Here is a 13,448-nt window from a genome sequence, read left to right as displayed (position 1 = left end):
GTCGAGGCTCGCCGGGCGCACGCGCCGGACAACAGGGAAGCCGGTCCAACGCCGGCGCGGCCCCCGCCACTGTAGCCGGGGACGAAGGCGGAAGATCCACTGCGCGGAGAGCTCTTCCCTGGTGCGAGCCGGGGAGGCGCGAACGCGCGGGAAGGTCCGCCCGAGGACGATCCGGGAGCCAGGAAACCTGCTGCGTCGAGGCCCGACCGCGGCCTCCGGGGTGAAGCATGCGGCGCGGGGGCCCTCGCGTCCGCGTCTCTCCGTCCATGCCCACACCGGCGCCGCTCTTCGGCGGGATCGCTCGATCCCGCCCACGAGACCCGAGGGCGCGGGTGTGTCGCCCATGCGGAGACGAACATGAACGACGAATCAAAACGCTGGAAGAGCGCGCGGCTCGCGCTCGCCCTCGCGATCGGCGCGAGCTTGATGATGGTCGCGTGCAGCGACGACTCGAACGGGAGCGGCGGCAACGGCGGCACCGGTGGAAGCGGTGGCAGCGGCGGCAGCGGCGGCAGCGGCGGCGCGGGCGGTGGCGGCAGCAGCGCGTGCCTCGACCCTGCGACGTACGCGGATCTTTTCACCGTGAAGGACACGGGGTTCTGCGTCGTCGGGCTGTACGAATCCGACGTGGTCATTGGCTCGCCCTCGACGTGGGGCAGGCACGGCGGCCCGGTCGCGGTGAGCGCCGCGCCCGCGCCCGGCTCCGTGACGATCGAGCGCCTCACGCCGCCCGAGGGCGCCACGGGCAAGCTCACGATCACGAAGGCCGACGTCGACACGAAGATCCCGGCGATGACGTTCCTTGGGGCTCAAGCGATCGACCTGCCCTTCTTCGGCTGGACGGTCGTCTCGTACACGGCCTCCGATCTCACGGGCGAGATCATCCTGCTCGACGACACGACCGTCGCGACGCGTTACCCGGTGAACGGGTTCTACGCGGGCGTCGGCGTGGGCGACGGGACGCTCGGGCGGCTGATCTACACGGGGATCTCGCCCGTGAACGACGCCGCGACGAAGACGAACGCGCTCTACGCGGCGGACGCCTGCGGCACCGTAGCGTCGATGCCGAGGCTCGTGCCCGATGGCGACGCGACGTGCGGCGCGCCGATCGCAGTCGATACATTCGGCGTCGCGTCCGGACCGCTCGCCGCGGATCACGCGGGCAACGTGTTCGTGGTGATGTCGGAGGCGAGCGGTGATCAAGAAGCGCGCGGCTACGCGGCAGAGAAGGTCGCGCGGGGCACGGGGCCGACCGCTGGCGCGTCGCTCTTCAAGCTGCCGGGTTATGCGGGCAGCCTCGCCGCGATCAGCCCCGGGGCCGACGACGCCGGCGTGCTCGCGTTCCAGCCCGTCGATGGAACGACGTTCGACTCGCTCGACGTCGTCGCGCAGCGCTACCGCGTGGAAAACGGGGCCGTCGTGGCCGAGGGCACGCCCGGCGTGTTCCTCTCGGCGGCCACGGCCGGCACGTCGCTCCCCTTCTTCACGGACGACGAGGATCGGATCTGGGTGGTCGGTCAACGCGGAAGCGACACCACGGTCCTCGCGGTCGTGGCCCGCGTCCCCTGATCCCCTGCGGATCCCGTTCCAGGTGGTAGCCCGGGAGACCATGCGACCGAACGCGGCCGGCGTGGTCTCTCGGCATCTGCACGTCGGGGGGATGTATCTCCGCGACAGGGCGTGATAATCGAGGCATGACGGGGTTCCCCCATGGGAGGCGCCATGAACTTCCTCGAGCCCGACACCGATCGCGTCGTCCGCGTGAGCATCGACGCCTTCCTCGAGGGAAGGCTGCGCCCCGACGTGTCCGGCGATCGGGTCTTCGAGACGAAGAACAGCCGGTATCGCCTGAAGGCCGGCAAGCTCGTGGCCGCGACGTCGTCGCAACTCGTGGGCTCGGAGCTCGTCGGGTGGCTCGTCGACGAGGAGTCCGACAAGGCGCGTGTCTTGCCGCGCTGGTCGCCCGGCGCGCGCGCGGTCCTGCTCGTCAAGCGGCTCGGCCGGCACATCGTGGTCACCTCGGCGACGCTCATGATGGAGGTCGACGGTGTGCTCGTGGAGGGCTCCGACACGCGCCCGCTGTCCCCGGGCAAGGTGAGCACGCCTGCGATGCTCGCCGTGACTCCGCCTTCCGCGCAGGTCCCGATGATCCCCAAGGCCGCGGCCATGCCGAGCGGCGTCGGGATGGCGATCCCGCTCCCGGATCTCACCGCGGCCGACGCGCCGGCTTCCGCGCCGCGCGCGCCCATCAACCCTTCGACGCCGCCGCCGGGCCCGGGTCCTGCATCGGGGCAGGTCGTTCCGTCGACGCCGACGCCCCCTGGACGAACCTCCCTCGGCTGATCACCTGGGCCCCCTCACCGGGGCGAGTGGTCAGCACAATTGACACAAGAGCGCGCGACCGGCAGACTTTTCGCGCAACCGGAGCGTGCCTTAGGGGGCCGCCGCTCGCCGAGGATCCAAAACCCGATGGCCCAGGTTCCACATATGGGCGCGTCCCGACAAGACCAGCAGGCGGAGGGCGTCGATGACCCGAGGGGGGCCGCGCCGGATCCCCTCATCGGGATGACCATCGACGGTCGCTTCAAGATCGTCGGCGTCATCGCCCGCGGTGGCATGGGCAAGGTGTACCGGGCCGAGCAAGCGCCGCTCGGACGCATCTGCGCCCTCAAGGTCCTCTCCCCGAAGTACGAGGGCGACCGCGATCCGGAGTTCCACAAGCGCTTCTTCCTCGAAGCGTCGATCGCCGCGAAGCTCACGCACCCGAACACCGTCACCGTGTTCGATTACGGGCAGAGCGACGACATCTATTACATCGCGATGGAGTTCGTCGACGGCAAGACGCTCCACCGCGTGCTGCGCGAGGAAGGCCCGTTCCCCGAGGGCCGCACCTGCCACATCGCCCGGCAGATCTGTCGCTCGCTGCGCGAGGCGCACCAGATCGGCGTCGTGCACCGCGATCTCAAGCCGGGCAACGTGCTCCTGACGCAACACGGCGACGAACGGGACAACGTCAAGGTCCTCGACTTCGGCCTCGTCAAGGACGTGACCGGCGAGGCGGAGGACCTCACGCAGCAAGGCCTGTTCATGGGTTCGCCGAAGTACATGGCGCCCGAGCAGATCGTGGGCGCGGAGGTCTCGGGACGCACCGACATCTACTCGCTCGGCGTGATGCTCTACGAGATGCTCTGCGGCAAGGTGCCCTTCGACAAGGGCCCCGGCGTCGGCACGCTCATGGCGCACGTGAACGACCTGCCGCCGCCGATGATCCACTACAACCCGAACCTCGCGATCTCCGAGGAGATGGAGGCGATTGTCCTCCGCTGTCTCGAGAAGGATCCGCAGCGTCGCTTCGGGACCATGGACGAGCTGCTCAGCGCGCTGAAGCGTTGCGGCGGCGGCGTCGAGGAGATGATGACGGGGCCGTACCAGGCCTACGGGCAGTCCGGCGCGTTCCACCGGCCGCGAAGCCTCGACAGCTTCCCGCCCGGCGACACGACCGGCCTCTCGGGCCCGCTGCGCAGGCTTTCAAGTCCGCCCGGCGACAGCGGCCCTTCGACGTCGCTCTCGCTCTCCGGCGCGCGTCCCGCGGCGCTCGGGTTCAGCGGCCCGAACACGCTCAGCGATCCGCTCACGGCCTCGCAGCCGATGTCCCTGCCCGACCCCGACGCGCTCTCCGGCCAGAGCGGCAAGCGTCGGTTCATGTTGATCACGGGCGTCCTCGTGCTCGGCTTCGTGGGCATCATCATCACGCTCACGCAGACGCGCGGCTCCGGCGACACGACGGCGAGCAGCGCCTCGCCCGCGACGACGCCGCCGCCCACGCCCACGCAGACCACGCCGCAGGCGCCCGCGCGTCCGGGCGATCGCGTCGTGCACATCGAGAGTGATCCTTCCGGCGCGAGCGTCATGGAGGGCAGCGAGACGCTCTGCGGCGGCACGCCCTGCGACGTGACGTTCCGCGGCGCCGGCGCTGCGGCCGACGTCGTGCACAGTCTCACGCTGTCGAAGAAGGGCTACCAGTCGAAGACCATCAAGGTCACGGTCGTCGAGGAGAAGGTGAAGGTCACGCTCGACGCCACCGCGGGCGCCGTGCGCACCGCGCCCGTCACGACGACGAAGACCGGCGGGAACAAGGATCCGAACTACAAGCCGGATCCCTACAAAAGTGATCCCTACTGACGCGCGCGCTTCGCTGAAATGGCGGTGAGGCGTGGTGCCGGCTCGTGTAGAGTGCGGTTTGCCCCCGAGAAACCGCCATGTCGTCCGAGCCCTCATCCGCCCACCGTGACGCGCCCTCTTCCTCCACGGAGCCACGACGCTCGCGCCCGACGCGCGTGCTCGTCGCGCTCGCCCTCGCCTTCGCCACCGCCCTCTCCGCGGGCCCCGCGATGGCCGACGCGCGCACCGAGGCGAGGCGGCACTTCCGCGCCGGCATGGAGCTCATCAGCAAGGGCAACTATCCCGAGGGCATCAAGGAGCTCGAGCGCGCGCAGGAGATCCTTCCGCACCCGAACGTCCTCTTCAACATCGCCCGCGCGCACGCCGAGGCCGGCAACCTCGAACAGGCCATCAACGCGTACAAGCAGTACGTCGCGTCCGATCCGTCCGACCGCGCCGAGGCTGCGCAGGTCCTGAAGCAGCTCGAAGAGAAGCTCGCGCTGCAGCGCGCCGAGCAAACGAAGCCCACCGAGCCGCCGAAGACGAACGAGGGCGATACCAAGCCCGGCGACACCAAGCCCGGCGATACGAAGCCTGGCGACACCAAGCCGAGCGACGCGAAGCCCGGCGACACCACGCCCGGCGACACCAAACCCGGCGACACCAAACCCGGCGATACGAAGCCTGGCGACGCGGCGGCGCAGGACGACGTCAACAAGCTCGTCGGCAAGGCGCGCGACGAAGACGTCTACCGCGAGACGGTCATCACGGCCTCGCGTGGCGCCCAGAGCCCGCTCGACTCGCCGAACTCGACCACGATCATCACGCGGCAGGACATCCGCCTCTCGGGCATCACGCGTATCCCCGAGCTTTTGCGTCGCGTGCCCGGCATGGACGTCATGCAAATCACGGGCGGCGATACAAACGCCTCGATACGCGGCTTCAACAGCCGCCTCGCGAACAAGCTGCTCGTGCTCATCAACGGCCAGCGGCCCGCATACCTCGACATCCTCGGCGCGACGTTCTGGGAGACGCTCTCGATCGACGTCGATCAGATCGAGCGCATCGAGGTCGTGCGTGGCCCGGGCTCCGCGCTTTACGGCGCGAACGCGTTCGCCGGTGTCGTCAACATCATCACGATCGCGCCGGGCGAGGGACGCACGGGCTTCCGCGTGGGCTACGGCGACAGCGGCCAGGGCTACGGTTCGGCGTGGGCCACCGGGCGCGACGGCGACCTCGGGTATCGCGCGTCGGTCGGGTACACGCGTTATTCGCGGTGGACCCGCGAGGTGCAGGACGGCCGAAAGGACATCGTTGTCTTCGATCCGAACCAGAACCTCGGCGCGGAGAACCTGCGTGTCGACATCCGCCTGGCGCAGCGTTTCAAGAACAACCGCGAGCTCCAGATCGGCGGTGGCTTCGCGCGCAGCGACATCGACGTCTACGGCATCGGCCCGTTCAACGACTACCGCGCCCGCTTCGACAACTCCGACATCACTGCGCTCTTCAAGACCGAAAACTTTTCCGCGCGCGTCTTTTACGCTCGGGTCGCTGCGCAGACCTCGTCGAACCACGACTACTACGGCCACACGCTCTTCCCGAGCCAGGCGAACCAGAACGTCGTCGACGCCGAGCTCAACTTCTTCAAGGACGTCACGTGGCCGAAGTCGGTCGAGCACAGCCTCCGCGCCGGCGCCGCGTACCGCTTGAAGTCGATCACCTGGACGTACCTGCAGGACGACACGCCGATCGAGAACTGGGGCTCGCTCTTCCTCCAGGACACGCTGCGCTTCGGCAAGCGCGTGCAGCTCGTCGTCTCGGGCCGCGCCGACTACGTGCCCTATCTCGAGACCGTGAAGGTCTCGCCGCGCGGCTCGCTCATCTTCAAGCCGACCGACCTCCAGTCGATCCGCGTGAGCGCCTCGACCGCGTTCCGCAACACGACCTTCCTCGAGTCGTACCTCGACCTGCCGATCCAGCTTCAGCTCCCGGGCGTCGAGCTGATCTCGGCGTCACAGCGCTACGAGGACAAGGCCTTCCGGCTCCGGCCCGAGAGCATCATCACGGCCGAGGCGAGCTACCTGAACCAGATGAGCGATCGCTTCGAGTTCGAAGCAACCGCCTATTACAACCGCATCACGGATCTGATCGCGCTCGCCGGCGAACGGCCGCTCACGCTGGCGAACCGCGCCGATGGGCTCGGCGGGCTCAACCCGGAGACGGGCCGCTACACGGTGGGCTTCGGCGGGTGGCTGAACCGCTGCGACATCCAGAACGTGTTCGGCGGCGAGATCGGCACACGCGTCTACCCGATCGAGGGCCTCGACATCTTCGCGAACTACGCGCTGAACATGTCCTCGCAGGAGCTACCGGACGGCTGCTCGGCGCCGACGGACCAGCGCACGAGCCGGCACAAGATCAACGCCGGCGTCCAGCTCCGCACGAAGCCCGGCATCGACGGCGAGATCACCTTCCACTACCAGTCGGCGCAGAGCTGGGCCGAGCAGGTCGCCACGCTCTCCGGCATCCAGGTGCAGACCTTCGACGTCCCCGGTTATGCCCTCCTGAACGGGCGCATCGGGTGGCGCTTCCCGATCGCGAGCACGACCGGCGAGGTCTCGCTCGTCGTGTACAACGCGCTCGCGGGCCTCGCCGACGAAGCGCCGCAGATGCATCCCTTCGGCAACCGCGTCGGTCGCCGCATCATGGGCTTCTTCCAGCACACGCTGTAGAGGTTTCGCGTGGACATCCAGTTCGTCGGCGCGGCGCAGACCGTCACCGGCTCGATGCACGTCGTCCGCACGGAGCACGCCACCGTGCTGCTCGATTGCGGCTTGTTCCAGGGGCGGCGGCGCGAGTCGTTCGAGTACAACCGCCGCCTGCGCGTGCCCGCGCGCGAGATCTCGGCGGTGGTGCTCTCCCACGCGCACATCGATCATTCGGGCGCGCTGCCGATGCTCGCGAAAAACGGCTTCGACGGGCTCGTGTATGCGACGCCGGCGACGCGGGATCTCGCGGCGCTCATGCTCCGCGACGCGGCGGCGATCCAGCAGGCCGATGCGCGCTACCTGAACAAGCAATCCGTGCGGGAGGGCCGCGAGGACGAGCTCGTCGAACCCATCTACGGCGAGGAGGACGTGCTCGACGCGATCTCGCGGTTCGTCTCCGTCCCCTACCACCGCTCGATATCGATCGCGGACGGCGTGCGCCTGACCTTCTTCGACGCCGGGCACGTGCTCGGCAGCGCGATCACGGTGCTCGACCTCGAAGAGCGCGGGAAGAAGCGGCGTCTCGTGTTCACTGGGGATCTCGGCCGCGCCGGGCGGCCCATCCTGCGGGATCCCGAGGTCCCCGAGGGCACCGACGTCCTCGTCACCGAGAGCACGTACGGCGATCGGCTGCACGACGGCGTCGACAAGATGGAGGACGATCTCGCACGCGTGGTCACGCGAACGGTCGCGCGGGGCGGCCAGGTTTTCATCCCCTCGTTCGCGCTCGAGCGCGCGCAGGAGGTGATCTTCGCGCTGAAGAAGCTGCGCAAGGCCGGGCAGATCCCGCGCGTGCCGGTCTACGTCGACTCGCCGCTCACGGTCCGCATCACGGACGTCTTCAAGCTCCACCCCGAGTGTTACGACGCCGAAGCGCGGGAGCTCCTCCGCGGCACGGACACGCCCTTCGACTTCGAGGACCTCGAGTACATCGAGGACAAGGAGCGCAGCAAGGAACTTGGCGGCGAAGGCAGCGCGATCGTCATCTCGGCGAGCGGCATGTGCGAGGCCGGCCGGATCCTCCATCACCTGAAGAACGGCGTGGAGGATCCGCGGAACACCGTGCTGATCGTGGGCTACCAGGCGCAACACACGCTCGGCCGGAGGCTCGTGGAGAGACGCGCGCGCGTCCGGATCTTCGGCGTCGAGCGCGAGCGGCGCGCGGACGTCGTGGTCCTGAACGGCTTCAGCGCGCACGCCGATCAGCGGGATCTCGTGGCCTACGCGGACGCGTGCCGCGCGCGGGGGCCGGCCGGGACGATCGCGCTCGTGCACGGCGAGCCGCAGCCGCAACGCGTGCTCGCCGACAAGATGCGCGACCGGGGACACGGCTCGATCGTGATCCCGGCGCCGAACGACAGGCTCGAGATCGTTTGAGGGTCAACCTTTCACGGCGTGCACGATCGCCGCGGTGAGTGGCGCGTCCTCGCCGTCGAGCAAGGTGCGCACGTCGAAGAGGATCCGGCCTTCCTGCACGCGCGGCAGGACCGGCGGATCTCCCGCGCGCAGGCGCTCCGCGATCGCTGCGAGCGCGCCGCCCGTCGCTTCGAGCGCCACGCCAAACGAAGGCAGCGGCTCCTCGGCGCACGCGCCTCCCCCCACGGCGCCCCCGAGCTCCACGACGGACGACGTCACGCCCTTTTGCGCGAGCTCGACCTGAATCCGCTCGGCCCGCGCGCGCACGGCGGAGAGCGGCGCGCGCAACGCGGCCAGGGTCGGGATCGCGTCGAGGTCATCTTCGAGGTACGCGGCGAGCGTCGCTTCGAGCGCGACCAGCGGCAGCCGGCCGAGGCGCAATGCGCGCGCCAGCGGATCTTTCCGGCATGCCGCGACGAGATCGGCGCGCCCTACGATCGCCCCCCCCTGCGGCCCGCCGAGCACTTTGTCGGTGCTGAAACAAACCACGTCGGATCCCGCCTCGACCGAGCTCCGTACGCTTGGCTCACCCGAAAGCCCGATCGGCTCGAGATCCACGATCGCGCCGCCGCCGAGATCCTCCAGCAAGAGCACCTTCCGCTCGCGCGCGAGCGCTGCGAGCGCCCGATGCTCCGGCCGCTCGACGAAGCCCACCTGCCGGAAATTTCCTTGATGCACGCGCAGGATCGCCGCCGCGTCGGGCGCCGCATCCAGCGCGCGCGCATAGTCCGCGATGCGCGTTTTGTTCGTCGTCCCCACCTCGACGAGCCGCGCGCCCGATCGCGCCATCACCTCGGGCACACGGAACCCTCCGCCGATCTCCACGAGCTCGCCGCGCGACACCACGACGGGCCGACCCGCCGCGAGCGCGCCCAGCATCAAGAGCACGGCCGCGGCGTTGTTGTTCACGACGAGCGCCGCCTCCGCGCCCGAGAGCTCAGAGAGCGCGTCCTCGGCGAACGCGCCGCGACGCCCGCGCCGGCCCGTCGCGAGATCGATCTCGATCGACGTGTACCCCGCGGCCGAGTTCGCGAGCGCCTCGGCCACGCGCCCGCCGAGCGGGGCGCGTCCGAGGTTCGTGTGCAACACGACGCCCGTCGCGTTGATCACCCGCCGCGCGCGCGTCCGGAGCGTTCGTTCGGCGTGCGCCGCAACGCAGAGCGCCACGTCCTCCACGGAGGGACACGGCGCGCCGCCGCGCACGGCTTCACGTGCTTCGTCGAGAAATCGCCGCACGAGACGCGTCAACGTGGCGGTGCCGAGCTTGCGCTTGGCCTCTGCGAGGGACGGATTCGCGAGGACACGGTCCACCCGTGGGATGCCCCGCAGATCCACGCTCCCTGTCCCTCGCGTTTCCTCCTCGCCCATCGGCTGCTACATCTACCTGCTCTCCGCTCCTTCTCCCGTACTTTTTGCGCACACACACTTACGCGGCCTCGCCAGAAACCGCGCCGCGCGGGGCCGATGAGGAGACGATGCGAACGTACCGCCCCTCGTGGCGCGGCGGCTTGCTCGCCGCCCTGGCCCTCGCGAGCGCCCTGTCGCCCCACCCCGCGTCCGCCAGTTGGCCCCCGTCGCCCGACGCGGACATGGCCGATCCCGCGAACTGGCCGAACGATCCGGGCTACGCCTTCACGGACGATCACGACGGCCAGTGGAACTACTACTCGTTCCTGCCGCCCGCCGCGCCGGGCGTCGTCCGCCGCGCCGACGAGGTCGCCTCGGGTATGAGCATCGACCGCGCGTGGCGCGTCTCGATCGGCGATCCGCGCGTCGTCATCGCCGTGACCGACAGCGGCATCTTCTGGGAGAAGCCCGATCTCCTCGACAAGGCTTACCTGAACCGCCGCGAGCTCCTCACGCACAAGCCTTTCCAGACGGGCGGCAGCCCCTGCGGCGGCGACGGGGATCTCGCCGGCTTCGACTGCAACGGCGACGGCGTCTTCTCGGTCTCGGACTACGCGACCTCGATGCCGCTGCCCGCGTCCGATCGCAACGCGAACGGCGTGCTCGACGCCGGCGATCTGATCCTCGCTTTCTCCGATGGCATCGATGACGACGGCAACGGGTACATCGACGACATCTCGGGCTGGGACTTCATGAAGAACGACAACGACCCGTACGACGACACGCGGTACGGGCACGGCACGGGCGAGGCCGAAGACTCGTCGTCCCAGGCCCACAACGGCATCGGCCTCGCGGGCGCCTGCCCGCGGTGCATGTTCCTCCCGCTGCGCGTCGGCGACAGCTTCATCGGCGACGTGCAGGCCTTCGGCGAGGCCGTCGTGTACGCGACCGACAGTGGCGCGAAGGTCGTGCAGTGCGCGCTCGGCACCCTGAACATGACGCGCTTCGCGCAGGCCGCGCTCGACTACGCGTACGAGAACAAGGTCCTCGTCATCACCTCGATGGCCGACGAGAACTCGCGTCACCACAACATGCCGGCCGCGAACAACCACACGCTGCCGGTGCACGCGATCCAGTACGACGGCGCGAGCGCCCGCACCTCACGCAGCTTCGTCGACTTCCACCCCTGCTCGAACTACGGCGGCCAGAACCTGCTCTCGGCCTCGGGCACCTCGTGCTCCAGCGAGGCCACGGGCCAGCTCAGCGGCATCGCGGGCCTGCTTTATTCGGCGGCGCTCCAGTACAACACCGTGCCGCAGCTCTCGCCGGGCGAGGCGCAGTCGATCTTCTTCTTCACGACCGACGACATCGACGTCCCCGAGTCGCGCGAGCCCGGCTCGATCTACCGCTTCTCGCAGGCCGGCTTCGATCAACGCTTCGGCTACGGCCGCGTCAACGCGAGCCGCGCGCTCGAGGCGATCCGCGACGGCCGCATCCCGCCCTCGGTCGACATCGTCTCGCCGCGCTGGTTCGAGGTCCTCTACAAGGATCGTGCCTCTGGCCCGATCCAGATCCGCGGCACCATCTCCGCGCCGCGGGCAAACGCCTACGACTACGTCGTCGAGTGGGCGAGCGGCGTGCAGCCGCTCGAAGAAGACTTCCAGAAGCACGTCCTCGATCATCGCGAGAACCTCGATCCCACCTTCATCGCCGGCAGTGCCGAGCCCCTCGCGCTCCTCGACGTGCGTAACGTCACGGTGAGCCATCCGCGCGACGTCGACAGCCCCTTCGGGGAAAACGATCACACGATCACCGTGCGTGTCCGCGCGACCGCGCACTACGGTGGCGCCGTCGGCGACGTGCAAGGCGAGATGCGCCGCACCTACTACGTGCACAGCGATCCCGACCTCGCGCGGGGTTTTCCCGTCTGGCTCGGCGACAGCCTCGAAGCGAGCCCCAAGATGGCCGATCTCGACGGCGACGGCGTACGCGAGCTCGTGGTCCCGACGGGCGGCGGCGCGATCCACGTCCTCACGCTCACGAAGGCCGGCCCCGTCCCCTTCCCCGGCTTCCCCTTCCAGACGACCCCCATCGACGGCCTCACCGCTCCGCCCGCCAGCGAGACGCCGAGCCACATCACCGCGCCCGGTTACGCGTCGGGCAAGGTCGATCCGAACCTCGCGCGTGAGGGGTTCATGAACGCGCCCGCCATCGCCGACCTCGACGACGATGGCAGGATCGAGATCGTCGCCACCACGTTCGCCGGCACGATCTACGTCCTCGAAGCCGACGGCTCCGTTCGCCAAGGTTTTCCGCGCCGCTTGCCGCATATCCCCTCGTGCCCGCGTGGCGTCGACCTTCCTCCGCCCACGGGCCCTTGCATGGACGAGGACCAGCGCATCACGCGCGGCGCCTTCGCCTCGCCCGTGCTCGTCGATCTCGATCGCGACGGCCGGCTCGACATCGTGCAGGCCGCGTTCGACGGCAAGGTCCACGTCTTCGACGCCGATGCCGCACCCCTGCCCGGCTTCCCCGTCGAGATCCGCATCGACCCCGAGAACAACCCCACGAAGCGCAGCCGCATCCTCACGACGCCCGCGGTCGCGGACTTCAACGGCGACGGCGTGATGGACCTCGTCCTCGGCTCGAACGAGCGACTCGGCACGAGTGGTCAGTTCGGCGGGATCACGGTCGTCGACGGCCGCGGCACGAAGGCCCCCGAGGGCCCGATCCTCGCCGGCTGGCCCGTCTCGCTCAGCTCCTTCGAGCTCTTCCCGCTCGTCGCCGAGGGCATCCCGAACTCCCCGGCGATCGCGCGCTTCGAGGGCAAGCTCGCCGCCGTCGCGCACGGCAACGTGAGCTTACCGTTCGTCGTGCCCACCGAGCCCGGCGGACAAACCTCGCTCGGCGCGCCGCCCGCGAACGCGCTTCCCGCTCGTCCCGACCCGAGCGATCCGGACAAAACGATCCGCGGCCTCGAGCCCTCCAGCATCTTCGGCCCGCTCACGCGCGCCTCTCAGCCGAACACGATGCTCCCGCTCTTTTCGAGCCCCTCCGTCGGCGACCTCGATCAGGACGGCGTGCCCGACGTCGTCGCCTCGGGCGGCTCGCTCTCGCTCACGCAGGCGCTCCAGGGCGGTGGCACGGGCGCGGGCGAACACCTGCTCGCGGTCTGGAGCGGCAAGACCGGCGCGATGCTCCCCGGCTCGCCCTTCCTGCTCGAAGACTTCACGTTCTTCAACAACCACGCGATCGCCGATCTCGACGGCGACGACTACCCCGAGGTCATCACCGGCTCGGGCGGCTACTTCCTCCACGCCTACGACGCCTGCGGCCGCGAGCCCGCGGGTTTTCCCAAGTTCACGGGCCAGTGGATCGCCTCCACGGCCGCCGTCGGCGACCTCGACGGCGACGGCACGCTCGAGGTCGCGGCCGGCACGCGCAGCGGCTTCTTGCACGTCTGGCACACGCGCGGCCGCACCGACGGCGTCATCGCCTGGGAGAGCTACCACCACGACAACCGCAACACAGGCAACCTCGAGACCCGCCTCGCGCAGGGCACGCTCCTCAAGGCCAAGGCCCCGCTCACGGCCCTGGCCTGCGAGGAAGCCCGCCTCCCCCGACCGCTCGAGGCCTCCGGCGGCTGCGATTGTCGGGCTGCCGGCCATGGCCGCGAAGGCGGGCGCGCGGCGGGACTCTTCTTCGCGGGCCTCGCACTCGTGCTGGCGAGGCGGCGACCTGCGCGTAGCTAAGCTA

7 protein-coding genes and 1 riboswitch are annotated in these 13,448 nt (G+C 69.6%); of the genes, 6 read left to right on the top strand and 1 reads right to left on the bottom strand.

Annotation, left to right across the window (positions count from 1 at the left end; translation table 11 throughout):
• Positions 1-33: 33 nt before the first annotated feature.
• Positions 34-189: riboswitch (cobalamin riboswitch) on the top strand.
• A 168-nt stretch (positions 190-357) separates the two neighbouring features.
• The 5 genes from KEG38_RS29915 to KEG38_RS29895 all read left to right on the top strand — a co-directional run bounded on the left by KEG38_RS29915 (position 358) and on the right by KEG38_RS29895 (position 8,306).
• Entirely contained in the window at positions 358-1,569 is a 1,212-nt protein-coding gene (locus KEG38_RS29915) for a hypothetical protein (protein WP_272423322.1), read from the top strand.
• Between the two features lie 153 nt (positions 1,570-1,722).
• Positions 1,723-2,343: a hypothetical protein gene (locus KEG38_RS29910; RefSeq protein WP_272423321.1), complete on the top strand. Its 621-nt coding sequence runs from the start codon at positions 1,723-1,725 to the stop codon at positions 2,341-2,343.
• Between the two features lie 222 nt (positions 2,344-2,565).
• Complete coding sequence (locus KEG38_RS29905) at positions 2,566-4,182, top strand: serine/threonine protein kinase (RefSeq protein ID WP_272423320.1); 1,617 nt, start codon at positions 2,566-2,568, stop codon at positions 4,180-4,182.
• 77 nt (positions 4,183-4,259) lie between these two features.
• Positions 4,260-6,893, top strand: a complete 2,634-nt coding sequence (locus KEG38_RS29900; protein WP_272423319.1) for a TonB-dependent receptor domain-containing protein — start codon at positions 4,260-4,262, stop codon at positions 6,891-6,893.
• A gap of 9 nt (positions 6,894-6,902) precedes the next feature.
• Positions 6,903-8,306 carry an MBL fold metallo-hydrolase gene (locus tag KEG38_RS29895; RefSeq protein WP_272423318.1) on the top strand — a complete coding sequence of 468 codons (1,404 nt, stop codon included), beginning with the start codon at positions 6,903-6,905 and terminating at the stop codon, positions 8,304-8,306.
• 3 nt (positions 8,307-8,309) lie between these two features.
• Here the strand turns inward: KEG38_RS29895 and selA are convergent, their stop codons facing one another.
• Positions 8,310-9,713 (bottom strand): L-seryl-tRNA(Sec) selenium transferase, encoded by a 1,404-nt coding sequence (gene selA / locus KEG38_RS29890; protein ID WP_272423317.1) that lies wholly within the window; start codon positions 9,711-9,713, stop codon positions 8,310-8,312.
• Between the two features lie 107 nt (positions 9,714-9,820).
• Between selA and KEG38_RS29885 the strand changes: the two genes are divergently transcribed.
• Positions 9,821-13,444: an FG-GAP-like repeat-containing protein gene (locus KEG38_RS29885; protein WP_272423315.1), complete on the top strand. Its 3,624-nt coding sequence runs from the start codon at positions 9,821-9,823 to the stop codon at positions 13,442-13,444.
• The last annotated feature ends 4 nt before the right edge of the window (positions 13,445-13,448 follow it).

It is taken from the genome of Polyangium jinanense, from assembly GCF_028435265.1.
GTDB classification, from domain to species: Bacteria; Myxococcota_A; Polyangia; order Polyangiales; family Polyangiaceae; genus Polyangium; species Polyangium jinanense.
This window is presented reverse-complemented; position numbering and strand designations above follow the sequence as displayed.